The organism is Neptunicella plasticusilytica, from assembly GCF_047922965.1.
GTDB lineage: Bacteria > Pseudomonadota > Gammaproteobacteria > Enterobacterales > Alteromonadaceae > Neptunicella > Neptunicella plasticusilytica.
This window is the reverse complement of the sequence record NZ_CP150481.1, coordinates 3,170,995-3,196,427: the sequence shown is the minus strand read 5'-3', so window position 1 is coordinate 3,196,427 and position 25,433 is coordinate 3,170,995. Positions and strand designations below refer to the sequence as shown.

The window sequence follows — 25,433 nt, the reverse complement described above, 5'->3', positions numbered from 1 at the left end:
TTGTTTATCTGCAATATTTCAAACCCTTCCCAGCAACATCAGTATGATCAGAATCAGTAAAATAGTACCGATCCCGCCGCTGGGATAATAACCCCAATTTCGGCTGTGCCCCCAGGTAGGTAAAGCGCCCAACAACAATAAAATTAGAATAATTAATAAAATTCCGCTAATGCTCATTGATTTCCCCATAAAGTTGTCAACGTTATTAACGACATCATAGGAACAGACTTCACCACGTTTATAACATCAAATTCAAATAGCTGGAGACAGGATTGGATCGTTTGCGGTTATACCACGTAACTTGATTGCCACATTCTACCTACCCAGTCTTTCATTGATTTTAGTGGCTCCGATACTGCATGCAGACTAAGTCCTTGTTAATTTAATGACCTTGTCTGCGTACCGAAAAGACATTAAAAGCACTTTAATACTAGCAGCAAGCTGTTGCTGTGCCAGCTGTGAAAACAGACCATCTTTATTGTATGAACAGCTTGGGTTTCGGCAGGAGAAATGGTTTAAGGCAACAGCATGTCAGGAATGACATAACAACAAACAGGCTGAATGGGGTATTTTCCGCAATCAGCCTGTTTAGTCATGGTTCGTTATTTGTGCTTTTAACGCTATAAAGTTTGTATAAACTCAGTGACGTTATTTAGCTCCAACATCTGCTTTTCACCACTACGACGGGACTTGTATTCCACTTTATTGTCATCCAGATTACGCTCGCCAATCACGATAGAGTGAGGAATACCCAACAGTTCCATATCGTTAAACATGACTCCCGGGCGTTCTTTGCGGTCATCGAAGAATACCTCGATACCGGCCGCTGTCAGTTCGGCATACAGGGTTTCTGCCGCTTGCTGAATGCGATGGGATTTATGCATATTCATCGGGATCAGGGCCACCTTGAACGGTGCGATGGCATCGGGCCAGATAATTCCGTATTTGTCGTGGTTCTGTTCAATGGCTGCTGCCACAATACGTGTTACACCAATGCCGTAACAACCCATGGTCAGGGTCTGATGTTTGCCTGATTCGGTTAACACACCACATTTCATCGCTTTGGAATATTTATCCCCTAACTGGAAAATATGTCCCACTTCGATACCACGTTTAATTTCCAGTTTACCTGTACCGCAAGGTGAAGGATCACCCGCCACAACGTTACGAATATCGGCTACCGCAGGCAAAGCTAAGTCACGTTGCCAGTTGATATTAAAATAGTGTTTGCCATCAACGTTGGCGCCAGCGCCAAAATCGCTCATTACTGCCACACTGCGATCAACGATGACAGGAATGGGCAAATTAACCGGACCTAATGAGCCAGGACCTGCCCCAATGGCATCACGAATTTCTGCTTCCGAGGCAAAAACGAGTGGCGCTGCCACTTGCTCCAGCTTCTCGGCTTTCACTTCATTTAATATGTGATCACCACGTACCATCAACGCAATCAGTTTGTGCTCGCTGCCTTCAGCGGCATGCACAATCAAGGTTTTAACAGTTTTTTCAATTGCCACACCAAATTGTTCAACCAGTTGTTCGATGGTTTTGGCGTCTGGTGTATCCACTAAAGCCATTTCCGCAGTGGGTGCCGCGACTTCAGTTGAGGATGCAACCGCTTCGGCTTTTTCCATATTGGCTGCGTAATCAGAGCTATCACTGAATACGATATCGTCTTCACCCGATGCTGCCAGTACGTGGAATTCGTGCGAGGCATTACCCCCAATTGAGCCGTTATCCGCCATAACCGGGCGGTAATCCAGACCGATACGCTCAAAGATATTGCAATAGGCCTGATACATGTCTTGGTAAGTTTTGCCTAAACAGGCTTCATCAAGGTGAAAAGAGTAGGCGTCTTTCATGATGAATTCACGGCTACGCATAATGCCAAAACGTGGACGAATTTCGTCACGGAATTTGGTTTGCACCTGATACAGGTTTAGTGGCAATTGTTTGTAGCTGCTGACTTCGTTTTTCACTAAATCGGTGATCACTTCTTCGTGGGTTGGACCTAAAACAAAGTCACGTTGCTGGCGATCTTTTATACGCAGCAATTCCGGGCCGTATTCTTCCCAGCGACCGGATTCCTGCCATAAATCAGCAGGCTGAACCACGGGCATCAGTACTTCGATAGCTCCGGCTTTGTTCATTTCGTCGCGCACGATTTGCGAAACTTTATTCAATACGCGCAAACCAGTGGGTAGCCAGGTATACAATCCGGACGCCAGTTTACGAATCAGACCGGCTCTAAGCATTAACTGATGGCTGATCACCTCAGCATCGGCTGGTGTTTCTTTCAGGGTGGAGAGTAAGTATTGGCTACTGCGCATGTTGTTAGATACCAGAAAAGAGTTAATTTAACCCGGTTTAAAATTGGCGGCTATTCTATCAGCGCTATAGGGGATAAAAAAGGCGCTTGTGCGGGTTAATTGGCGGCTTTTTCGATGGATAGCACCAGGCAATGCCCTGCAATCACCTGCCAACGAATATTGCAGTCATACAGGGTCATACCGTATTCCTGGGTGTCGGTATTATTTTTTTTGTAGGCGGGACGCGGGTCCTGAGCCAGCACATTGCGGATCAACGCTTCCAGTTGCGGGTAATGCTGTTGATAATAATCCAGTTGCTGTTGCGCCGTTTGACTAAAGTTGATGTCGGTGTTTTGGGGCGGCTCTGTAGCGGCAAATCCGCCTTTGGCGTCAGGGACGGCGTCGGAATAAGGGATATAGGGTTTGATATCCAGTATCGGTGTACCATCGAGTAAATCAATGCCTTTTACGTTAAGCAACAGTTTGTTATGTTGATATTGCCAGTCAATCAGTTCGACCACCGACATACCAATAGCATTAGGCCGAAAAGTACTGCGAGTGGCAAATACCCCCATTTTTCGGTTACCGCCCAGTCTGGGAGGGCGAACCAGCGGAGACCAGCCTTGTCCGGCGGTTTGGTGAAACTCAAACAGTAGCCATAAATGACTGAACTGCTCAATATCCCGTAGTATATTCGGATCACTATATTCAGGCATAAATTCTATTTGTCCAACGGCCTCGGAAACCAATCCCGGTTGCCTGGGGATGGCAAATTTCTGTTTATACGGGCTGTGGATAATAGCGACAGGATCGAGCTGCATAGATAAAAGAACCAAAGGGAAGACTGCGACTATTTTGCCATTTAAGACATACCTTGCAACAAATAGCCGGTTGGTTGTCATAATTTAACAACATTTAGTCGTTAAAGTGTGCTCCGTGTATTGGTTTTGCTATACGTGATTTTTATTTATGTAGCCAAAGCTGATAGACCCTATGACATAGTTCTTCCCGGAACACTTTTACGGATCTGCGAGCCCAGGCTCCCAGATCCTTTTTTTATCTCCAGGGACGGAGTGTATCCCAAAGCTGTCGGGAACAAGCGTGGGGTATCTCCAGGGACGGAGTGTATCCCAAAGCTGTCGGGAACAGGCGTGAGGAATCTTCTGGCAATACTAACGCTGTCTATTTTTTATCTATTCGCATAAAAAATGCGTAATATTCATTATGTTGGCGGAATTATTAATCCAGCCCGTTGTCAGTCCAACATCGGATATCTATACCAATCCGTATAAACAATTGCCCACTCAGCGAGAATTTAAACGGGCTTAATCAAGACGCTTAAATGAAGTAATAGCGGTGCTCTTTCGAATTTAAGCAACGCAGAGTAAGCCCGTTTAAAACTCGTCCGAAGGAAATGCCCCAGCGACATTTGCTCTGCGTTCTCGCTACTTAAAAGGGGACCACCCTTTCTGCATAGCGACGCCTTGTTCAAATGTCGCTGGATGCATTCTGAGAGGGTAATTGTTTATACGGATTGGCATTCGAGGCTGGTCTGACTTGAAAACGGCTTACGCAGCTATATATCCTGATACTCCATAATGCTTTTAATTATCTTCGATCATCAGAGGACGCTTATGATCTCCGTCAAGAACTTGTCCATGTCATTTGGCGACTTTAAAGCCGTTGACAATTTATCTTTCGACATAAAAGCGGGTGATATAGTCGGATTTCTTGGTCCCAACGGGGCAGGAAAATCCACCACCATGAAAATGCTTACCGGCTTTTTAATGCCCACTCAGGGTGAAATTCGTATTGCTGATATGCCCATGCCCGAGTCTGCCAAGGCGATTCAGCAACATATCGGCTACTTGCCCGAAGGCGCCCCCGCCTATGGTGATATGACACCATTGCAGTTTCTGGACTTTATCGCCGACATTCGCGGCCTGAAAGGGGACCAGAAGCTTCGACGTATTAAGCAAGTTGTTGCCCAGGTTGAAATCGAGGATATGCTCGACCGGCCGATTGAGAATTTGTCCAAAGGCTTTAAACGCCGGGTTGGACTGGCTCAGGCCATTTTACATGATCCGGATATTCTGATTCTGGACGAACCAACCGACGGACTGGATCCGAACCAGAAACACCAGGTTCGCCAGCTGATCCAGAACTTGTCCAAAGACAAGATTGTGATTATTTCTACCCATATTCTGGAAGAAGTCAGCGCAGTATGTAACCGCGCAATGATTATTGCCGAAGGCAAAATGCTGTTTGACGCCAGCCCTGACGAACTGGTCAAGAGATCCCGTTACTATCAGGCTGTGACTATTCATTTCAGTCAATTGGCCGATATTTCCGGTTTAGCCGAGCTGGCCGGGGTGGCGAATATGGAAGTGGATAAAAATAACGGTAAAGTCACCTTATTTCCCGAGCGCAACGCCGATATCTTGCCGGTGATTGCCGACTATATTCAGCAGCGCAACTTACCTGTCGATACCCTGTTTACCGAACAAGGTCGACTGGATGATGTGTTCCGGCAAATGACCACCGAAGGAGCGGCAGCATGAACCATACCCTGATTATTTTCCGGCGCGAGTTCGCCAGCTTTTTTGCCACACCGGTGGCCTATGTTTTTATCGCTATTTTTCTGATCTTGAGCGGCGTGTTCGCCTTCAGCTTTGGCGGCTTATACGAACGGGGGCAAGCCGATCTGCTGCCATTCTTCAACTTTCATCCCTGGCTATATCTGTTTCTGGTGCCGGCAATGGCAATGCGTACCTGGTCAGAAGAACGCAAGAGCGGCACCATCGAATTGCTGATGACCTTGCCTATTACTATTTGGCAGGCCATGCTGGGCAAGTTTCTGGCAGCCTGGGCCGTGCTGGGATTATCGCTGTTGTTAACCTTCCCCTTGTGGATTACGGTCAATTACCTGGGTCAACCGGATAACGGCATTATCGTCGCTGCCTATATTGGTAGCTGGTTGATGGCCGGTGCTTTTTTGGCGATAGGTTTATGTATGTCGGCCCTGTCAAAAAGCCAGGTTGTGGCCTTTATTCTGGCCGTGGTGCTGTGCTTTATTTTCGTCTTGAGCGGTAGTGATATGGTGTTGGATGCCTTTAAAGAATGGCTACCCACAGTGTTGCTCGATACTCTGGCGTCCTTTAGCTTCCTTACCCATTTTCAGGCAATGGCCAAAGGGGTACTGGCGCTGAATGATGTAGGGTATTTTCTTATTGTTATCGGTGTCTGGTTGTATGCCGGATTACGTGTGATTGAACAGAAAAAGGCGGATTAAGCATGTTGAACAAGTTTTCCAATACGTTTACTACCCTGCTTCTGGTGGTGGTTTTTACGGCGTTAGTCCTGATTAATAATCTGCTGTTTAGCTCGGTTAGACTGGATTTGACTGAAGACCAGGTCTATTCCCTGTCCGAAGGCAGTAAACAGATTCTGCAAGAAATAGATGAGCCGATTCACTTGTATTTTTTCTATTCGGATAAAGCCTCCAATGGCATGACCAGCCTGCGTAATTACGCTAACCGGGTGGAAAGTCTGTTACAGGAATATGCCAGTGCATCCGACGGTAAAATTATCCTGCATCAGATTGATCCAGTGCCGTTTTCCGAGGCAGAAGATCGGGCCAATCAGTTCGGTTTAACCGGCGCGACACTGGGTAACGGTGGGGATGCCGTGTATCTGGGGCTGGCAGGTAGCAACGCCTACAACGATGAAAAGACCATTGCGTTTTTTGATCCCCAGCAAGAGTCTTTTCTTGAATATGAAATCAGTAAGCTGATTTACCAGTTGAGTGATCCTAAACAGGTTAGCGTTACGGTGATCAGTGACTTACCTATTATGGGCGGCCAAAATCCGATGACCGGCAGAATGGACCCGGCCTGGACTATTTTTACCCAGTTAGAACAATTGTATAAAGTGCAGAAACTGGGTAATGACGCCAGCAGCGTGCCTGCCGATACCGATGTGCTAATGCTGGTCAATCCCAGCGGCTATAACGAGGAATTGCAGTTTTCCATTGATCAGTATGCCATGCAGGGCGGTAAGGTCATCGCCTTTGTTGATCCGCACAGTGAAGCCGATCCAATGGCGGCGATGGGAGGAGCTGGTGGTTCTGACTTGACTAAATTACTCACCAGTTGGGGCGTCGAATTTGATCCGTCACAAGTGGTACTGGATGCGGCTTCAGGGCTGGATATCCGTACCCAGTCAGGTGTGGCGCGTCATATGGGCTACCTTGGTCTGCAGGGGGATTTGCTTGACGGTGATGATGTCGTCACCAGTGGTCTGGATGTGATCAATGCCGCGTCGGTGGGCGCATTACATCAGATAAAAGACGCGCAAACCCAATGGACGCCACTGATCCACAGCTCGTCGAATACCGATTTAATTGATAGCGCGACATACGGTGTTACCCGTGATGTGGAAGACTTGAGTAAAAACTTTAACGCTAAAGAGCAAAGATATACCTTGGCCGCGCGGATTGCCGGTAAGGCCAAATCGGCCTTTGAACAGATACCCGATGGCGTCGAAGCCGAGGACTTTGTTGCCCAAACCGATCAGCTCAATGTGATTGTGGTTGCCGATACCGATTTGCTTACCGACCGTTTCTGGGGCAGTCAGTCCAATTTCTTTGGTCAAACCGTGTTTACGCCGTTTGCCAATAACGGTGATTTTGTCACCAATGCGGTGGAAAATCTGGGTGGCAGCAATGCGTTGATCAGCGTGCGTAGTCGCGGCACTTTTGCCCGTCCTTTTGAGGTGGTAGAACAGTTAACGGTTCAGGCCGAGAAGCGCTTCCGCGAGAAAGAGCAAGTCCTGCAGCAGGAGTTGCAGCAGACCGAACAGCAATTAGCCCAGCTACAAGGCCAACAGGCCGAAAATGGTATGCTGGTGCTTAGTGAACAGCAACAACAGGCGGTAGACCAGTTTATGCAGAAGAAAATTGATATTCGTAAAGAGCTGCGTGAAGTGCGTCATCAGCTGGATATGGATATTGAAAATCTGGGCAGTTTGCTGAAACTGCTCAATATCGCCGTTGCACCTCTGCTATTGGTGCTGTTGTTAGGTTTCGTGGCAAGATTAAGCCGCAAGAAAGCCAGCCGGGGACAACTATGAACAAACAAATAGGAATTTTTATCTTGGCTGTCGCGCTGGCGGCGGTAGCCGGCGTATTAGTCATGAACAAGAATAACAGCAGTGCGTTGCCAGAAAAGGGCGTGCTGCTGGAGGGACTAAAGGCTGATGTGACTAAACTGGATCATATCCAGATTGATAAAGCGCAAGGATTGAATTTCAGCGCCCAGCTCGTTGACGGGCAATGGTTGGTCGCCGAGTTAAATAACTACCCGGTTGATCAGGACAAGTTGTCCAAATTATTAAAATCGCTGGTGGCTGCGCAGCGCGTTCAGGCCAAAACCACCAAACCTGAATATTTTGACCGTCTGGGATTAAGGGATATCAGTGATCAGGACAGTCTGGCCACCCAGGTCACCCTGAGCGCCGGAACAAAAAGCTGGTCATTACTGGTAGGTTCCAGCCCGGAACGCGGACATGGCCAATATGTGCGCTTATCCGGCAAAAATCAGAGCTGGTTAATCGACCAGAATCTGGAATTGCCCATGACCGATACCGACTGGTTAAAGCAACCGATTTTGCCTAACGAGTTACAACAGATTAAGCAGGTACAACGGGTAGGAAAGCAAGGCTGGACAATCGAAAAATCCGATCCGGAGCAAACTAATTACACCTTGGTCGCGTTGCCGGAAGGACGCCTGTTGAAATATCCCGGGGTATTGAATTCGGTGGTAACGGCGATTAGTCAGCTTAATTTTGAGCAGATCCAGCCTAACGACGAAGAGCTGTGGAATAGCTATACCCCTACCTTGCAGCTGATTGTAGGCAGTGAAGCAGGGCAAAGCTATACGCTGGAGTTGGCCGAACTGGATGATGCTCATTATGTTCGCTTTAGTTCGCAGCAGCCCGGACAATACTGGCAAAACCGGATCTATACTATTTCCAGTTTTTCAGCCCAGCAGTTGAACAAATCGCTGGATGATTTCCTGCAGGATGAAAAATCCGAATTGCCGGTATCGGAAACCGTTACCGATGAGGGAGAAGCCCCTCAATAGCAAAGTTGGGGAAAACGGACTGGTGCATTATGCATCAGTCCCTGCTGGTAATATTTTCTGATACTTTGAAAGTGCAAATTGGTCTATTCGCTTAATTATTAGTAGAATGGCGACCTTTTAGCGTTTTGCTGGTTCAAATGCGAAATACAGCCTTATTTTGACTTGAGTCTGTCGGCCTGAACCACTACATTATCGCCCACATTTAACTACGAGCTAACACACACTATGAAAGAACTATCGGATATCGGCCTGGTTGGTCTGGCAGTCATGGGTGAAAACCTGATCCTGAACATGGCAAGCAAAGGATTTACGGTAACGGCATACAATCGCTCAGCAGAAAAAGTTGAGAAGTTTATTGGCGGTCGTGCCCAGGGTAAATCGATTCGTGGTGCGTTTAGTATTGAAGAATTGGTCAGTTCGCTGGCTCAGCCGCGTAAAATTATGCTGATGGTGAAAGCCGGGCAGGCGGTTGACGACATGATTGAGCAGCTTATTCCCCACCTGGATAAAGGCGATATCATTATTGATGGCGGTAATACCCATTTCCCTGATTCTAACCGTCGTACCCAATACCTTGAAAGTAAAGGCTTGTTGTATATCGGTACCGGTGTGTCCGGAGGTGAAGAAGGCGCTTTAACCGGGCCTTCGATTATGCCCGGTGGTTCTGTTGTCGCATGGCCAGCAGTAAAAGATATTTTCCAGAGTATTTCTGCCAAAGTGGAAGACGGCACCCCTTGCTGTGACTGGGTCGGTGAAGATGGCGCCGGCCACTTCGTGAAAATGGTACACAACGGTATCGAATACGGTGATATGCAGCTGATTTGTGAAGCCTATCAGATCATGAAAGAGCTGCTCGGCTTGTCAGCCGATGAAATGCACGAAGTCTTTAAAGAATGGAATGAAGGCGAGCTGGACAGCTACCTGATTGAAATTACTCGCGACATTCTGGCTTATAAAGAAGACGGTGAGCCGCTGGTAGAAAAAATTCTCGATACAGCCGGTCAAAAAGGCACAGGTAAATGGACGGCTGTTTCGGCGTTAGAAGAAGGCGTGCCATTAACCCTGATTGGTGAAGCGGTATTTGCCCGTTGTTTGTCAGCACAAAAAGACGAGCGTGTGGCGGCATCCAAAATCTTGTCCGGTCCCAAAGCCTCTTTCGATGGCGACAAGCAAGCCTTTATCGAAGATATTCGCCAAGCCTTGTTAGCGTCGAAGATTGTGTCTTACGCGCAAGGCTATGTGCTAATGCGTGAAGCGGCCAAGCAAGCCGGCTGGGATCTGAATTATGGCGGTATCGCCCTGATGTGGCGTGGTGGTTGTATTATTCGTTCCACCTTCCTGAATAAAATCAAAGATGCCTTTGATCGCAATCCGGAACTGACTAACTTACTGGTCGATGACTATTTTGTTGAAAAAATGCATGCCGCACAGGATGGCTGGCGCCGCGTAGTGGCGACCGCCGCGATGAACGGTGTTCCGACGCCGACACTGACATCAGCACTGAGTTACTTCGACGGTTACCGTCATGCCCGTTTACCGGCTAACTTGTTGCAAGCTCAGCGCGATTATTTTGGTGCTCATACTTATGAGCGTCTGGATCGTGAACGTGGTGAATTCTTCCACACCAACTGGACGGGTCGAGGCGGTGATACCGCATCTTCAACCTATAATGTCTAGGTGAGATTGATCCAGATAAAAAGGTGAGCATTGACTCACCTTTTTTGTATGCTGCAAGTAAGGTGATGCCTGCCGCCGAGTAAAAAAATTAGCCTAATCGAGCTTTGATAAACTCGGCTAATCTGCCGGTGGCCTGGGGATGGTTGCGACTCTGGTTAAACAGGCAAATCTTGATTTTACCCAGTTCGGGTAAGTGTTCACTTCTGATTACGCTTAGTTCTTTCGGCACACTGGCACGTGCCAGCGCAGTAATACCCAGCCCTTGTTGAATGGCGACCGTCAGGCCGGTGAGATCGGCATTGGTATAGCTGATCCGCCATTGTAAGGTTTGCTGTTTTAGCCGGTTGATAACTCGGCTGCGGTACACACAGCCATCGGGAGCCAGAACCAGCGACAGCCCCTCCTGACTAATTGGCTGAAAGCGGTTGCCAACCCAAACCAGATCATCATCGCGGATCACTTCACCGTCACTGTGTTTGTCCGGATCAACCAGCGCCATGACCAAATCGAACTCGGGTAGCTTTTGGTCACTGAGCAGGGATTTACTTAAGGCCGATGTGACTTCCAGCGCGACATCGGGATAAATTTTGCTGAATTCACCGACAATGCCGGGTAGCAACGTAGTGGCAAACTCGCTGGGGATCCCCAGACGCAGGCGTCCCCGTAATGAGGATTGTTCAAACTGGCGGAAAATATCATCGTTAATGGCCAGCATGGCGCGGGCCTGCTGATATAACTGACGGCCATCTATATTCACCTGATGGCGTTGGCCGATTTTATCAAACAGCTTCTTGCCCAGCTTGTCTTCCAGATTACGAATTTGCAGGCTAATAGCCGGTTGGGTGCGGCCGAGAATATCACCTGCCTTGGCATAGCCACCGCTATCGATAACGGTGACGAAAGTACGTAAATTATCCAATGAGAGCTGTTTCATTCTGTTCCAATAATAATAATTTTACGAGCTACGAGCTACGAATTAAACCGGTAAGCGTTGCCCTTCGACTGCTTCGCGCTCAGGGCGAACGGTTACTGGTTAATTGACCACCCAATCTACGTTCGTCCTGACCCTTCGACAAGCTCAGGATTTGCGGAACCAAATGCAGTCGAAGGATGAGTAGCAACTATCTTCGACAAGCTCAGGGCGAACGGTTACTTGTTAATTGACCGCCCAATCTACGTTCGTCCTGACCCTTCGACAAGCTCAGGATTTGCGGAACCAAATGCAGTCGAAGGATGAACAGCAACTATCTTTGACAAGCTCAGGATATGCGAAACCAAATGCCATCAAAGGATTCGTAATCAGTCATTCCTGCGAAGGCCGGGATCCATATTGCAAAAGGCTGGATCCCGGCTAACAACGTACCGGGATGACGGTTTCTGGTTGTCCCCCCAGCGTAAACGTTACCCTTCGACTGCTTCGCGCTCAGGGCGAACGGTTACTGGTTAATTGACCGCCCAATCTACGTTCGTCCTGACCCTTCGACAAGCTCAGGATTTGCGGAACCAAATGCAGTCAAGGATGAATATTATTCAAAAGATTAATAAATCTCATGGTTTTTGCATTATACATAAAATAATCTTATCTAATCATTTGAATTATCAATTTGTTGTATCGGATGCCAATTTCTATACTCAGGCTCAACTCATTGTCACAAGGTTGCTGTTATGACCAATAAAACAGTTCTGCACGCCAAGCATATTGAAGCTGGCGCCAAAATGGTTGATTTCCACGGCTGGGATATGCCCATCAATTACGGTTCACAAATAGAAGAGCATCACGCTGTACGTCAGGATGCGGGGATGTTCGATGTCTCCCATATGACCATTGTCGATGTAAAAGGGACTGATGCAAAAGCTTACCTGCGTTATCTGCTGGCCAACGATGTAGAAAAACTGCAAGACAAGGGCAAAGCCTTGTATAGCGGCATGTTGAACGAGCAGGGCGGGGTGGTGGATGATTTGATTGTCTATCATTTTGACGCCACCAATTACCGCCTGGTAGTGAATTCTGCCACCCGCGAAAAAGATATGAACTGGTTATTGGGCAGAGCAGAAGGTTTTGACGTCACCATTACCGAGCGTCCTGAATTTGCCATGATCGCGGTACAGGGACCTAACGCCAAACAGAAAGCCGCCAGCCTGTTTTCGGCCGCGCAAAATGAAGCGGTAGCCGGTATGAAACCTTTTTACGGGGTGCAGGCTGAAGACTTGTTTATTGCTACTACAGGTTATACCGGTGAAGCGGGCTACGAAATTATGGTGCCTAACGAACAGGCCGCTGATTTTTGGCAAAAGTTGCTGGACGCCGGGGTTAAACCTTGTGGATTAGGCGCCCGCGATACCTTGCGTTTAGAAGCAGGTATGAATTTATACGGCCAGGATATGGATGAAACTATTTCGCCACTGGCAGCCAATATGGGCTGGACTATCAGCTGGGAACCGGCCGAGCGTGATTTTGTTGGCCGTAGTGTGCTGGAACAGCAAAAAGCTGCCGGTACCGACAAGCTGGTTGGACTGGTCATGGAAGACAAGGGCGTGTTGCGCTCTGGCCTAAAAGTGATGGCCGATAGCGGTGAAGGTGTGATCACCTCCGGCACTTTTTCACCTACGCTGGGTCACAGTATTGCCATGGCCCGTGTGCCCGCTTCAGTAGGCGATACAGTGGAAGTTGAAATGCGTAAAAAGTGGGTTACAGTAAAAGTGGTTAAGCCTAGCTTTGTCCGCAATGGTAAAAAAGTGTGTTAATAAAATAGTCGATAACAATCCAACTTTAGATGTGAACTGAACAAATAAAAATATTGAGGAAAAACTAATGAGCAACATTCCATCCGAATTACGTTATGCCACCACTCATGAGTGGGTACGCCCTGAAGGTGACGGTACTTTTACCGTAGGGATTACCGAACATGCACAGGAGTTGCTGGGTGATATGGTGTTTGTTGAGCTGCCGGAAGTGGGCACCGAAGTCAGTGCCGGTGACGATGTTGCTGTAGCCGAATCGGTTAAGGCTGCGTCTGACGTGTATGCTCCGATTAGCGGCGAAATTATTGCCGTTAATGAAGACCTGGAAGATTCGCCAGAGCAAGTCAATGCCGATCCTTTCGGGGATGGCTGGCTGTTTAAAATCAAGGCTGAAGATCCGGATGAATTTGAAGATTTGCTGGACGCAGAAGGCTACGAAAACAGCATCGACGAAGACTAAGTTTAACGCTTTTGAGCAGGTGTTATAAACGACATAACACCTGCTTTGTCACTTTTTTACTCTCAACGAATCGAAACTCATTATGTCTCAAACCACACTGACACAGCTTGAACAGCAGCAAGATTTTGTTCGTCGCCATATTGGCCCGGGCGCATCTGAAACCAGCCAAATGCTGGAAACCGTTGGCGCGACCTCGCTGGATGATTTAATTCAGCAAACTGTACCGGCCAGTATCCGCTTACCTCAGCCCTTAGCCATTGGTGCCAGCCAGACCGAAGCCGATGCCCTTGCCAGTTTAAAAAACATTGCGGCTAAAAATATCGTTAATCGCAGTTTTATCGGTATGGGTTATTACGACACCCATACACCTAACGTGATTTTACGTAACGTACTGGAAAATCCCGGTTGGTATACCGCGTATACGCCTTATCAGCCTGAAATTGCCCAAGGCCGTTTACAGGCTTTGTTGAATTTCCAGCAAATGACACTGGATTTAACCGGTATGGATTTGGCCTCGGCTTCATTGCTGGATGAAGGGACTGCTGCGGCAGAAGCGATGACGCTAGCCAAGCGCATGTCGAAAAACAAAAAATCCAACCTGTTTTTTATTGCTGACGATGTGCACCCGCAAACCATTAACGTCGTACAAACCCGCGCTGAAATGTTCGGTTTTGACACCATAGTGGCTAAAGCTGCAGACGTGGCTGAACAGGACGTATTTGGTGCCTTGTTGCAATATCCCGGCACCACCGGTGAAGTGCAGGACATTAGTGCTTTAATTGCTGCCGTGCAAGATAAAAAAGGCATTGTGGCAGTGGCTGCTGATTTAATGAGTCTGATATTGCTAAAATCCCCCGGTGAAATGGGCGCAGATGTCGTATTAGGTAGCGCCCAGCGTTTTGGTGTGCCGATGGGCTACGGTGGCCCACATGCGGCGTTTTTTGCCACGCGCGACGCGTATAAACGTTCATTACCCGGTCGTATTATCGGCGTATCGCAAGATACCCGTGGCCGTCCGGCATTGCGTATGGCACTGCAAACTCGCGAGCAACATATTCGCCGCGAAAAAGCCAACTCCAACATTTGTACCGCGCAAGTATTACTGGCCAATATGGCGTCTTTCTATGCGGTTTATCATGGCCCTGAAGGATTAAAAACCATTGCCAGCCGCATTCACCGCTTTACCGATATTCTGGCCAAAGGTTTAACCTCTAAAGGCTTAACCCTGGCATACAAACAGTATTTTGATACCTTGACCGTGAAGGTGGGTGAGAGTAAAAACACCATCGTTGAAGCGGCACTAAAAGCGGGGTTAAACCTGCGTAGCGATTTGGACGGTGTAATTGGGATCAGTCTGGACGAAACCACCACTCGCGCCGATATTCTGGCCTTGTTCGGGGTGATTCTAGGTGCCGAGCATGGTCTGGATATTGAACAGTTGGATAACCAGTTAGTGGCCGATGGTTCGGATTCTATCCCGGCTGAATTAGTCCGTACCTCGGATATTCTGACTCATGAAGTATTTAACAGCTATCACAGCGAAACTGAAATGCTGCGTTATATCAAGTCGTTGGAAAACAAAGACTTGGCCTTGAATCATTCAATGATTTCGCTAGGCTCGTGCACCATGAAGCTGAACGCCACTGCCGAGATGATCCCGGTTACCTGGCCGGAATTCGGCAAGCTGCACCCCTTTGCACCTATGCAACAGGCACAAGGCTATAAAGCCATGATCGACGAACTGGGTGAGTGGCTGATCAATATTACCGGTTACGACAATATTTCCATGCAGCCTAACTCGGGTGCGCAGGGTGAATACGCTGGCCTTATCGCCATTCGTAAATATCATGAAAGCCGTGGTGATGCGCACCGTAATATCTGTTTAATCCCCAGTTCAGCGCACGGCACCAACCCTGCCTCGGCACAAATGGTCGATTACAAAGTGGTGGTGGTGAACTGCGATAAAAACGGCAACGTGGATATGGCCGACCTGAAAACCAAAGCGGCAGAGATGGCCGATAATCTGGCCTGTATCATGATCACTTACCCGTCGACTCACGGCGTGTACGAAGAAACCATCAGTGAAATCTGCGATATCGTGCATCAACACGGTGGTCAGGTGTATCTGGACGGTGCCAATATGAATGCCCAGGTGGGACTAACCTCTCCAGGGTTGATTGGCTCGGATGTATCGCACCTGAACTTGCACAAAACTTTCTGTATTCCGCATGGCGGTGGTGGTCCGGGTGTGGGTCCAATCGGGGTGAAAGCCCATTTGGCACCGTTTTTACCGGATCATAATGTATTAGGCGTGGATGCCAGTACTAAAGGTAATGGCGCGGTGTCATCAGCACCTTGGGGCAGCGCGTCTATTCTGCCTATCAGCTATATGTACATTAAAATGATGGGCGGCAAAGGTCTGAAAAAAGCCACCGAAATGGCGATTTTAAATGCCAACTACATTGCCAAAAAACTGTCTGGCCATTATCCGGTGTTGTACAAAGGCCGTAACGACCGTGTGGCACACGAATGTATTATCGATTTACGTCCGCTGAAAGAATCCAGCGGCGTAACAGAAATGGACGTGGCCAAGCGCTTGAACGACTACGGTTTCCACGCGCCGACCATGAGCTTCCCGGTAGCCGGAACGTTAATGATTGAGCCAACAGAATCTGAAGCTAAAGCCGAACTGGATCGCTTTATCGAAGCCATGTTGTGCATTCGAGAAGAAATCGCCAAAGTGGAAAGCGGCGAGTGGGATGCTCTGGACAACCCATTGCACAACGCCCCGCATACGCTAGCCGATATCTGCGACAGCGAATGGAACCACAGCTATGATCGCCAGTTAGCCGCTTATCCGGTAGCCAGCGTAGCCAAAAACAAATTCTGGCCAACGGTTAACCGTATTGATGACGTTTTCGGGGATCGCAACCTTATATGTTCATGCCCGAGCGTGGATACCTATAGGGACTAAGAAATTGATTTGTAGATCTCGAATAAAGAATGCAACTATCGGAATTAAGTTTGCAACCGATAGTTGGATTTTGAGGTCATTAAAATAAAAAAGCGAACCAGAGATGGTTCGCTTTTTTTAACTGTTTGGAGCTTACGAGCCCAACGTTCAACATTATAATTTCTTCAGTTGTTCGTTACTCTTTGACAGTAGCAAAAGTCACCATATTGCCATCAATTGTTTTAATTGCTACTGGAAGCCCTATCTCATAGGTAGAATCGTTTCTAACAGACTGAACTACATAGTCTGTAATGTCTTCTTTCAATGTATTACCGGTATTAATCGCATTTTGAGCGACCGCATTAGCTTGAGCCCCGTAGGTATTAACCATCCCCAAAACACCAATATCGTTTGCTTGAATTAGCTCTTTTTGGCAGAAGGCTTCAATTCCACCTTCCAATAAATTTCTAGTTCTAAATGAGTATTTGTAAAGATGATCCACCCTTTGTACAGGGCAAGTAAGACCAAGCATAATTTCCGTTCGCATTGCATCTAAAGCTTGTTGGTCTATTACATGTTTCATTTTGGATTCAAGTGCTTTATTTATGGAATGCTCTACAACATCTGAAACAAACTCGGCAGTTAGCAAGTTTTGATAGTCTCGCTCAGGGATAAAGGTATCGTCATCATAAACGCTGGATCTTCCATTTGATATCAAGTTATTTGCGTCACAGTTTTTTCTAACAATACATTTAAATTCATTACCAGATTCATAATCAATTCTTAATTTCCCCAAATGCCCAGTAATGTTATTGATAATGTGCTGAGCTGTAAGGGTGCTTCCTGCAAATGCAATTAAACATTTATATGTGGTGAATACTTTAATGTAGTCGTGAAAGTTTTCACCGACAAAGTGCGGTTCCCAAACATGAATCGGAACTTCCACAATTTTCCTAAATTCTGATACCAGAGGTTTTCTTCCAGTGGCAGTTACAGTACTAATAATACTGTCAGCAACCATAAAAATTCCGGAACGTCTATCAGGAATAAATGTATTTTGTTTGCTCCATGTGAATTTATTTTGTTTATAACCAGCTACTACTAGTGTCATTACCATCCTTATAACAATTTCAAATTGGATTCGACTCTCTTGCTAAGTCATTTATCTCTATTCTTTAACTCATCTTGAAAATTGAATTCAGTAATAACTAACGAAGGAGGAGTATCCCCTAAACTTTCTTCTTCGATTTCTGCGTCTAGCATTTTTCGGCTTAGTCTTTCTTTAATTGCTTTATAAGGCTTCTGTAAAAGTGAAATTGCACCAGCTATCGTCAAACCTTTATCAGCCACATCGATAGCAGTCGAGCCAATGTCTAAAGCCACTTTACCAACTTCTAAAGCTGGCTGATAAAGGCTTATTGCGATTTCAAAAATAGAGCTACCTTCGCTGACAGAAGTTAGCGACCAAATGAGAGAAGAATCCCCATTAGACTCCTCAATATCTCTAAAATCAGTATCATCGAAGCATGATTTAAGTTCGCTTGTTAACTCAAAATACGCTTCCAAATGCTTTGGTGTTGATACGCCAATTTCTTTCAATTCTTGGTAATTACCAAGAACACTCAATCCCACAACATCATCAATATATGGGATATCAGTTGTTATAGTGATTGACGCCAACTTTGTTACATTGTGAAGTGACTCTATCTGATGTGTGCGATAGAGACCTTTATTACCAAACTGAAGAGGTAATGGCTCTTTTGATTCGGACTTATTTGATTTCAACGAATTATAAACTTTGTGGAGGAGGTGCTCAGAGGCTAGCCCCCTGAATTCAGCGTCTCCCATTAGTTTATTAAAGATTTCTTCATTGCCATCCATTCGTTCTATAACAAGGCTGCTAAAAGCCTTATTAAATACGTACCTGAAGTCATCTATATTGTTTGCTTGCGCAGCAAGCTGTAATTTTTCACTTTCTACAGCTTCTTGCTGAATCTGGTCGAAAAACAATTGATCAGCTTGAGTGAAATCAGTTCCAAAACGATCATTAAGCAAATCAACAAGTTCAGACAAACGAATCATATCTTCGCCTTGTTGACCTGTTCCTACATCTGAAGGGCCTTTAAGGGGCTTAGCTTCGCCAGTATTGAGGTTTATTTGACCTTCGCTAATTTTTTGTAATCGGTAGTACTGTAATTCAACATCATCTTCAACGTGATAATCTGGACCGCTTGCTTTTCTGGGAAGTTTAGTTAACAGAAAGCGGGCGTATGTATATAACTGCTCTAAGTCTGAGTCTTGGTAAGGAATAACCTGTGACATAAAGGCATACATGTTACGAAAATCAACTAGTAACCCTTTAAACACAGATTGCTCATCCTCATCTAATTCTTTAAAGCGCTCAACGGCTTTATCAAGAATATTGTTGAATTTCGCATGATCTGTTTTCGTTTCTTGCCTTCTTGGCTGGAAGTAAACAGCACAGAATTGAGCTACTTCTTCTTGAAAAATAATACCAGTCTCATTAATTTGATCTTGAAGACGATACAGGTGTTGAGGGTCGGTCAATTCTTCAGCTTTTACCTCTTCATAGAAGTCTTTAAACGCCCTGAAAATATCTTCCCTTTTATTTTGGAAATCTAATACAAAAGTGTCTTCTTTGCCTGCACACATTCTATTTAGGCGAGAAAGAGTTTGAACAGCTTGTATACCTGACAACTTCTTGTCCACATACATTGTGTGAAGCAAAGGTTGATCAAAGCCAGTTTGATATTTTTCCGCTACTAACAGCAATTGATAGTCGTCGGTATCAAATTGCTCTGGCAGTTCGCTTTCTTTAATACCCCCATTTAAACCTACTTCAGTATATTCTTTGCCTGGAACTTTTGGATCACTAACAGTGCCTGAAAAAGCGACCAATGACTTTACATCGTCATATCCTTTTTCTTGAATATATTGGTCAAACATTTTCTTGTATTCGACGGCTTGTAAACGAGAACTTGTTACGACCATTGCTTTTGCTCTGCCACCAATTTTATGCCTTACATGCTGTCTGAAGTGTTCAACCATCACTTCAGTTTTTTGGTATAAGTTGGTCGGGTGACTATTTAAGTTTCTCGCTAGTGCTTTGGCTGCTTTTTTTCTCTCTACATGAGGGTCGTTTTCGGACGATTTAGCGATACCGAAATATGCTGTATATGTCGTGTAATTTTTAAGAACATCGAGGATGAACTTCTCCTCTATTGCTTGCCTCATTGAATACTTGTGGAAGGGTACTTCTCCAGTAACTGGGCTAGGTTCATTAAAGACATGTTTTGTTTTGTATTTCGGAGTTGCAGTGAAAGCAAAGAAACTAATGTTAGGCTGTTTGCCGCGTTTCATCATCTCTCGACAAACGTCTTCAAAGTTGTCGATATCCTCGTCATCTACATCATGCTCTACCGCGTATATAGCCGCTTCTTGTGCAATACCGTCTTTATTTAAAACACCTTTTAGTTCCATAGCTGTTTCGCCAGACTGTGAGCTATGAGCTTCATCAACAATTACGGCAAAATTTTTACCAGCAGTACTAAATTGTAACGCCCCATCTAGCTGGTTTTCTTCATTCAGCTTTTCAATTGTTTCTGTAACAAAAGGGAATTTCTGTAAAGTGGTTATGATTATCGGTGTTCCATTAACCAATGCATTTACAAGCTGGCGTGTATCTTCATCAATTTTCTCAACAACACCTTGTTTGTGTTCAAATTGATATATGGTGTTTTGTAACTGCTGATCTAAAACTCGTCTATCAGTAACCACAATAACCGAATCAAAAATTCTATTCTCTTCTTCGTTATGTAAACTACTTAAACGGTGTGCTAACCAAGCAATTGAATTAGATTTACCTGAACCTGCCGAGTGTTCAACTAGGTAGTTACGGCCTGGCCCAACTTGGTAAGCATGTTTTATTAAGCTCCTAACCGCATCCAATTGGTGGTAACGGGGGAAAATCATGGTTTCTTTAGTGACTTTCTTAATGCCTTTATCGGTGAGAACTCGCTTTTCCTCAACTTGAAGATGCATAAAGCGACCAAGAATATCTAATATGCTGTCTTTGCTAAGTGTTTGCTCCCACAGGTAAGATGTCTTATAAGAATCATTTTGGCTCTCAGGATTACCAGCTCCGTGGTTACAGCCTTTATTAAAGGGTAAAAAGAACGTTTTATCACCATTAAGCCTTGTTGCCATAAAAACAAGCTGGGTATCAACTGCGAAGTGAACCAAGGTGCGTTTTTTAAATTCGAAAATTAGCTCTTTAGGGTCACGATCATGCTTGTATTGTCGCTTAGCGTGTTCAACGTCCTGACCTGAAAGCTCGTTTTTAAGCTCCATAGTGACAATTGGCACACCGTTGAGGAATAGAACGACATCCAATGAGTTTCTGTGTAAGTTAGAGTAATAAAGCTGGCGTGTAACACTTAAAATATTGTTTTTGTATAATGCCCAAGTTTCTTCATTTTTGTTGTTATTGGGGGCGAAAAACGCCATTTTAATTTTCTTGCCGTAACACTTAAAACCATGTCGAAGAACTTTTAGCGTACCTCTCGTATTTAACTCTTTGGCCAGCGTATCAACGATTAAATCCGGTGTGCCTTCACCATGTATTGCTTCTAGAGCTGACCATACCTTGGGTTGTGTAGTTTGAACAAAGCGAATAACTCGTAGTGGTTCAAGTGATTTTTCAGTATCAAACTCGTTGCTAATGCCTTGTTCGTAAAGATGTTTCTCTAGTAGGCAGGCTTCTATCGCGTCTTCAAATCGAGCTTCCGTATGTTTTTTCATCTTACTTCCTTACCCAACTAGAACAGGGCATTGATTGTCTAATTCTTCTAATTTCATACCATTCAATTCATCGTAGTGGTAATGGCGAATACTATGATCTCTAATAATATAACCTTCATCATCAACAAAACGACTGGGATCATCCATTGTTGAAAATACAAACTTTTTAAGATGAAGGCGCTTCTTTTCATTGGTGTATAAACTGATAATTGCCTGAACGGCTTTGCACCAAGATTCTGTCGCTGAAAGTTGGTCAACTAAGCTCTCAGGTAAAGAAGCCGATTTAAACTCAATACAATAAACCGACAATTTATTGCGATAAAGCTGGAAAATAACAAAGTCACATCGTTTAGACCAAGGCCGAGCATCGTCTTCTAAGAAATGAAATAGGGGATCTGTGTTACCTTTTTGATTTTTCAAATCCAGTTTGAGCGCAAGTATTTCACCGCTAAATGCCAAACGCACTTTTTGCTTACGCTCTGCACCACCTGCAAGGAAGATTTTTTCTTCTAAAACAACACGGCCACCATCCCGTTTAGTTATTTCATAGGCATTGGTGTTTAAGTAGGCTTTCAATCCCCTGAAATATTTATTTGCAACCACTGCCATGTCATTAATTTCCGTTACAAAACTCTGTTTTTCGAAGATCTATTTGTCCCGTTACCGCAGAGTTTACTAAAGCTGCTTGGTAAGCTTTTAATTGATCTATCGCCGTACTTACTTTTTCAGCCATTTCATCAATAGAATTAAGTTTCTTTTTCAAGTATTCGATAATCTCTACTTGCTCGGAGAGGGGAGGCTCAGGCATTAATATGTTCGCATATTTCTCGGCACTAAAATTTTGTATCGTTGCCTGTATTAAAGTTGAGTTTATGTTTGCCCAGTATGGGGAGCTATTTAAATAGTAATATGCAAATTCTGCCAAGATTGAATTGGGGTTTGTCCTAAACCTTATAAGGTAACCCGCATAAGCTGATTTCCCCCAGCTTGAGTCATATATAAAAGATTTTCCGACTGTTGCCCCGCTACGAGCTAACAGTATATCTCCCGGTTCTAATAAATATGGTTCAGCAATATTTTCTTCAAGAGATCTAAATGTATGTTCATGAAGTGAGCCATCTGGCTTAACATCTGTTATCCTAATGTAGCGGGGCAAATCTTTATCCGTTAACTCTGCCGCCTCGTTTGCACCATATTTAAGCTGTTCTGTAGCATGAAACTTCAAACGTCTGGTAGTCCAATGTTTAGGAATATTCCCTAAAAAGCCGCCATCAACACTCTTGAATTCAACATTCTTGTCCAAACCTTCTGTAATAACTTCACTAATTGCTGATAACCTTTGCTCTGCAAGTTTTTGCAATACTTTTTTATTTTTGGTGATTAAGTCATTTATTTTTTCACTCTTTTTATCTAAAAAAGTTACTATGTTTTTTTGCTCTGATAATGATGGAGACCATGTATAACAAGACTTTAAGATTGCTTGAGTTATACTGTAAACCTTGACTCCACTGACCTTTTTCCGTACCTGAGAACGAAAAACCTCACTGTTAAATAAGTAAGCCAAATATCTTGGATTATCATCCGAATGAAGCTTTGCAATAACTGTATGGTAACCAGCAAAAGTTTCGTCATCGCTGTTTAGGTATGTGAAGTTGCCCGAACCTTCTAGATCTTCAGATGTATCTGCAAAAACAAAATCCCCCCTTTCAAGTAAAGAGTTTTTGTTTGTTTCTAGGTAGATTTCATCAACACATTTTAGTTGATCTATTGTAGGATTAACCTCAAAACCACATGTCGAGTGAATTTCACCATAGTTAACACAAGGTACACCGTCTTCTTTTAAATTAGCTTTGGTGATGCCTAAGCCTCTGCCGAAAGTGAATAAATGACGAAATCTGATTTTCCTCCAATGCTCAGGAAGGTCTAGTCCCTCAATAATGTCACTGGGCACTAAATTGTTGTATTTAGCGAGTTCCATTAAATTACCTCCGAAATCATTTTCATGATTTCTTTTTCTAATGCTTTAATTTCACCTTCAATATCTTTTAGTGGTCTTGGCTCTATGTAATCGTAAAAGTGACGGTTAAATGATATTTCATAGCCCACTTTTATTTTGGAATAGTCTATCCAGGCATCATCTCTGTATGGTAAAACCTCATTAGCTAAAAACTTCTCGCAATGCTCTTGGGCTAGTTCTAATAGCTTAGAAATGTCTATTTTACCTTTGTTTTTCTTAGTTTCGTAATCAAGCGGAAGTGGTAAATCAATTAATGGGTTCACTTCATCTCGTTTGCCGTTAATTAATATGCCACCCGGAAATGGGATACTCTCGTAATCTCTTAAATCAGAGTCAGGCTCAGGATGCCCCTTAGAATCTAAACAAGGTTGGGCAGTAGGGTCTTTTTCTGCTAAAGCGCCATCTGCAAGTAGTGCCTTTTTCATTGCAGCATCGAATTTTAATTCTGAACCAGCAAACAGCTTTTTAAGTTGGTTCTCAATAACTTTTCTATCTTTTACTAACTCACCATTTGCGTACAATTTTTGGGCTTCACTTAAAATTCTTAGCAGCTCTTCTTGGTCAGCCTTTCCAGCAGCAATTTCATCCGCTATAGCAGCTTTATCTTTGCGTTTAGCTGAAGTCGCTAAGTTTAAGAAAAAGTCAGAGTTTTTGATTCGTTCAATACGCTCATCATTAACAATAAAGTTTAATCTTAGCGGTCTTTCAACAGTAACTTTAAAATAGCCAAAGTCCTGATTATTAAATATTTTTGAAACAAAAATATCTCTATCTTTATCACGCTTTTTATCTTTCGGGCTATCTAAGTTAGTTCCTATTTGATTTAAAGTTCGGGTTACACCATCCTCAAAGTTGGCATATAGCTTTGTGATTTCAGAAATATGATCAGGTTCATTTACGTCTCCATTGACTGGACCTTCGCCAATTTTCTTGCGTTTGTCACCCAAGCTTTTTTTCATCTTCCACGCATAGTCGGTGGCATTGATCAGCTGAACTTTACCTTGTCTTCTAGGCTCTTTACGGTTAGTTACAATCCAGATATAGGTATAAATGCCGGTGTTATAAAACATTTGATCAGGCATGCCGACAATGGCTTCTAACATGTCATTTTCAATAATGTAGCGTCTGATATTACTCTCACCGCCACCGGCATCCCCTGTAAACATTGGTGAGCCGTTAAAGATAACGGCTATACGTGAGCCTCTGCCACCGTCAACACCGCCTGGTGCAGGGAGCTTGTATGATTTTGGTGGACGTTCCATTTTTGACATCATGTGCATCAAAAATAGCAATGCGCCATCATTAATGCGTGGTAAGCCAGGACCAAACCTTCCGTTGAAACCAAATTGATTGTGTTCTTTTGTTACGTTGTCTTTCTCTGGTTTCCACTCTACGCCAAAAGGAGGGTTTGCAGCCATGTAGTGAAACTTTTCATCAGGGTGTCCATCACCATCTGCAAAACCTTCTTTAAACTTGCCAGTGCCTAACGTGTTTCCGTATACAACGTTGTTGACATCTTCACCTTTGATCATCAAATCAGAGCCACAAATTGCATATGACTCAGCATTGTATTCTTGACCAAACAACTCAACGTTAGCGTCGCTATTGAGGTCTTCGAGGATAGTGCGTTCTGCTTCCGACAGTATTCCACCAGTGCCACATGCTGGATCGTAAATCTTAATTACTTTACCGGCTTTATGGATTTGTTCTTCCCCGGTGAAAAGCAAATTAACCATCAATTTAACCACTTCTCTAGGTGTATAGTGATCACCAGCTTCTTCGTTAGCTTGTTCATTAAATCGTCTAACGAGATCTTCAAAGACATTACCCATTTTGTCGTTTGGTACTCTATCTGGGTGCAAATCTACATCAGCCATTGCTTTAACAACCTCGTAGAGACGGTTAGCATCGTCTAACTTTTCGATCTCTTCGGCAAAACTGAATTTTTCAATGATGTCACGGGCTCTTTTTGAGAAACCAGCAATGAACTTATTGAGGTTAGCAGCAAGTTTATCGGGATCATCCAGTAAAGTTTTAAAGGTGAAATTTGAAGTGTTATAAAACTTAAGATCAAATTTTTGGAAGATGATTTGTTCGATAGTATCTTCATCTTGGTTGGCCTTTACCAGCTTTTCATATTGTTCTAAAACTTGCTGCTTGGTTTCAAGTAAAACAGAATCTAAACGTTTTAAAACTGTAAGGGGGATCATTACTCTGCGGTATTGAGGTGGTCTGTACGGTCCACGCAATAAATTCGCAATTTCCCAAACCTTATTACTGTGTTCTTTAAATTGTCCAAGTTCTATCATTT

Annotated in this window: 17 protein-coding genes; 8 read left to right on the top strand and 9 right to left on the bottom strand. The window is 44.5% G+C overall.

The window, feature by feature from the left end; genetic code table 11:
• Positions 1 to 18 precede the first annotated feature (18 nt).
• From V1467_RS14325 to tsaA, 3 genes are all read right to left on the bottom strand, one after another.
• Positions 19 to 177 (bottom strand): DUF3309 family protein, encoded by a 159-nt coding sequence (locus V1467_RS14325; protein WP_416305653.1) that lies wholly within the window; start codon positions 175 to 177, stop codon positions 19 to 21.
• A gap of 443 nt (positions 178 to 620) precedes the next feature.
• Positions 621 to 2,330: a proline--tRNA ligase gene (locus V1467_RS14320; protein WP_416305652.1), complete on the bottom strand. Its 1,710-nt coding sequence runs from the start codon at positions 2,328 to 2,330 to the stop codon at positions 621 to 623.
• Between the two features lie 95 nt (positions 2,331 to 2,425).
• On the bottom strand, positions 2,426 to 3,130 hold the full coding sequence (gene tsaA, locus V1467_RS14315) for a tRNA (N6-threonylcarbamoyladenosine(37)-N6)-methyltransferase TrmO (protein ID WP_416305651.1): 705 nt from the start codon (positions 3,128 to 3,130) through the stop codon (positions 2,426 to 2,428).
• An 813-nt stretch (positions 3,131 to 3,943) separates the two neighbouring features.
• Here tsaA and V1467_RS14310 point away from each other — a divergent pair.
• The 5 genes from V1467_RS14310 to gnd all read left to right on the top strand — a co-directional run bounded on the left by V1467_RS14310 (position 3,944) and on the right by gnd (position 10,129).
• Entirely contained in the window at positions 3,944 to 4,870 is a 927-nt protein-coding gene (locus V1467_RS14310) for an ABC transporter ATP-binding protein (RefSeq protein ID WP_416305650.1), read from the top strand.
• Positions 4,867 to 5,601, top strand: coding sequence for an ABC transporter permease subunit (locus V1467_RS14305; RefSeq protein WP_416305649.1), 735 nt, complete (start codon positions 4,867 to 4,869; stop codon positions 5,599 to 5,601). The genes V1467_RS14310 and V1467_RS14305 overlap by 4 nt, the downstream gene beginning before the upstream one ends.
• Before the next feature lie 2 nt (positions 5,602 to 5,603).
• Positions 5,604 to 7,439: a GldG family protein gene (locus tag V1467_RS14300; protein ID WP_416305648.1), complete on the top strand. Its 1,836-nt coding sequence runs from the start codon at positions 5,604 to 5,606 to the stop codon at positions 7,437 to 7,439.
• The gene (locus tag V1467_RS14295) at positions 7,436 to 8,452 is read left to right on the top strand and encodes a DUF4340 domain-containing protein (protein ID WP_416305647.1); all 1,017 of its coding nucleotides are present in this window, start codon (positions 7,436 to 7,438) and stop codon (positions 8,450 to 8,452) included. The genes V1467_RS14300 and V1467_RS14295 overlap by 4 nt, the downstream gene beginning before the upstream one ends.
• 225 nt (positions 8,453 to 8,677) lie before the next feature.
• Entirely contained in the window at positions 8,678 to 10,129 is a 1,452-nt protein-coding gene (gnd, locus tag V1467_RS14290; RefSeq protein ID WP_416305646.1) for a decarboxylating NADP(+)-dependent phosphogluconate dehydrogenase, read from the top strand.
• 88 nt (positions 10,130 to 10,217) lie between these two features.
• Here gnd and V1467_RS14285 read toward each other — a convergent pair whose 3' ends face one another.
• On the bottom strand, positions 10,218 to 11,063 hold the full coding sequence (locus tag V1467_RS14285) for a LysR substrate-binding domain-containing protein (protein WP_416305645.1): 846 nt from the start codon (positions 11,061 to 11,063) through the stop codon (positions 10,218 to 10,220).
• A 731-nt stretch (positions 11,064 to 11,794) separates the two neighbouring features.
• Here V1467_RS14285 and gcvT point away from each other — a divergent pair.
• The 3 genes from gcvT (at position 11,795) to gcvP (ending at position 16,305) form a co-directional block, all read left to right on the top strand.
• On the top strand, positions 11,795 to 12,874 hold the full coding sequence (gcvT, locus tag V1467_RS14280; RefSeq protein WP_416305644.1) for a glycine cleavage system aminomethyltransferase GcvT: 1,080 nt from the start codon (positions 11,795 to 11,797) through the stop codon (positions 12,872 to 12,874).
• Between the two features lie 67 nt (positions 12,875 to 12,941).
• Entirely contained in the window at positions 12,942 to 13,331 is a 390-nt protein-coding gene (gene gcvH / locus V1467_RS14275; RefSeq protein WP_416305643.1) for a glycine cleavage system protein GcvH, read from the top strand.
• Between the two features lie 82 nt (positions 13,332 to 13,413).
• Positions 13,414 to 16,305 (top strand): aminomethyl-transferring glycine dehydrogenase, encoded by a 2,892-nt coding sequence (gcvP, locus tag V1467_RS14270; protein ID WP_416305642.1) that lies wholly within the window; start codon positions 13,414 to 13,416, stop codon positions 16,303 to 16,305.
• A 175-nt stretch (positions 16,306 to 16,480) separates the two neighbouring features.
• On the opposite strand, the gene V1467_RS14265 is transcribed toward gcvP, so the two are convergent.
• The 5 genes from V1467_RS14265 to V1467_RS14245 are packed head-to-tail and all read right to left on the bottom strand — an operon-like array spanning position 16,481 to position 25,431.
• On the bottom strand, positions 16,481 to 17,395 hold the full coding sequence (locus V1467_RS14265) for a hypothetical protein (protein WP_416305641.1): 915 nt from the start codon (positions 17,393 to 17,395) through the stop codon (positions 16,481 to 16,483).
• 47 nt (positions 17,396 to 17,442) lie between these two features.
• Entirely contained in the window at positions 17,443 to 21,105 is a 3,663-nt protein-coding gene (locus V1467_RS14260) for a type I restriction endonuclease subunit R (RefSeq protein WP_416305640.1), read from the bottom strand.
• Positions 21,106 to 21,114: 9 nt separating this feature from the next.
• Entirely contained in the window at positions 21,115 to 21,714 is a 600-nt protein-coding gene (locus V1467_RS14255) for a hypothetical protein (protein ID WP_416305639.1), read from the bottom strand.
• A gap of 4 nt (positions 21,715 to 21,718) precedes the next feature.
• On the bottom strand, positions 21,719 to 23,083 hold the full coding sequence (locus tag V1467_RS14250; RefSeq protein ID WP_416305638.1) for a restriction endonuclease subunit S: 1,365 nt from the start codon (positions 23,081 to 23,083) through the stop codon (positions 21,719 to 21,721).
• Positions 23,083 to 25,431 (bottom strand): type I restriction-modification system subunit M, encoded by a 2,349-nt coding sequence (locus tag V1467_RS14245; protein WP_416305637.1) that lies wholly within the window; start codon positions 25,429 to 25,431, stop codon positions 23,083 to 23,085. The genes V1467_RS14250 and V1467_RS14245 overlap by 1 nt, the downstream gene beginning before the upstream one ends.
• Positions 25,432 to 25,433 lie beyond the last annotated feature (2 nt).

Bases quoted from the DNA above. Each gene is read 5' to 3' on its own strand.
- V1467_RS14265 (WP_416305641.1), bottom strand. From the start codon at position 17,395: ATGACACTAGTAGTAGCTGGTTATAAACAAAATAAATTCACATGGAGC.
- V1467_RS14250 (WP_416305638.1), bottom strand. From the start codon at position 23,083: ATGGAACTCGCTAAATACAACAATTTAGTGCCCAGTGACATTATTGAG.
- V1467_RS14320 (WP_416305652.1), bottom strand. From the start codon at position 2,330: ATGCGCAGTAGCCAATACTTACTCTCCACCCTGAAAGAAACACCAGCC.
- V1467_RS14260 (WP_416305640.1), bottom strand. From the start codon at position 21,105: ATGAAAAAACATACGGAAGCTCGATTTGAAGACGCGATAGAAGCCTGC.
- V1467_RS14285 (WP_416305645.1), bottom strand. From the start codon at position 11,063: ATGAAACAGCTCTCATTGGATAATTTACGTACTTTCGTCACCGTTATC.
- V1467_RS14295 (WP_416305647.1), top strand. From the start codon at position 7,436: ATGAACAAACAAATAGGAATTTTTATCTTGGCTGTCGCGCTGGCGGCG.
- gcvP (WP_416305642.1), top strand. From the start codon at position 13,414: ATGTCTCAAACCACACTGACACAGCTTGAACAGCAGCAAGATTTTGTT.
- V1467_RS14300 (WP_416305648.1), top strand. From the start codon at position 5,604: ATGTTGAACAAGTTTTCCAATACGTTTACTACCCTGCTTCTGGTGGTG.
- V1467_RS14255 (WP_416305639.1), bottom strand. From the start codon at position 21,714: ATGGCAGTGGTTGCAAATAAATATTTCAGGGGATTGAAAGCCTACTTA.
- V1467_RS14305 (WP_416305649.1), top strand. From the start codon at position 4,867: ATGAACCATACCCTGATTATTTTCCGGCGCGAGTTCGCCAGCTTTTTT.
- V1467_RS14310 (WP_416305650.1), top strand. From the start codon at position 3,944: ATGATCTCCGTCAAGAACTTGTCCATGTCATTTGGCGACTTTAAAGCC.
- gnd (WP_416305646.1), top strand. From the start codon at position 8,678: ATGAAAGAACTATCGGATATCGGCCTGGTTGGTCTGGCAGTCATGGGT.
- tsaA (WP_416305651.1), bottom strand. From the start codon at position 3,130: ATGCAGCTCGATCCTGTCGCTATTATCCACAGCCCGTATAAACAGAAA.
- V1467_RS14245 (WP_416305637.1), bottom strand. From the start codon at position 25,431: ATGATAGAACTTGGACAATTTAAAGAACACAGTAATAAGGTTTGGGAA.
- gcvT (WP_416305644.1), top strand. From the start codon at position 11,795: ATGACCAATAAAACAGTTCTGCACGCCAAGCATATTGAAGCTGGCGCC.
- gcvH (WP_416305643.1), top strand. From the start codon at position 12,942: ATGAGCAACATTCCATCCGAATTACGTTATGCCACCACTCATGAGTGG.
- V1467_RS14325 (WP_416305653.1), bottom strand. From the start codon at position 177: ATGAGCATTAGCGGAATTTTATTAATTATTCTAATTTTATTGTTGTTG.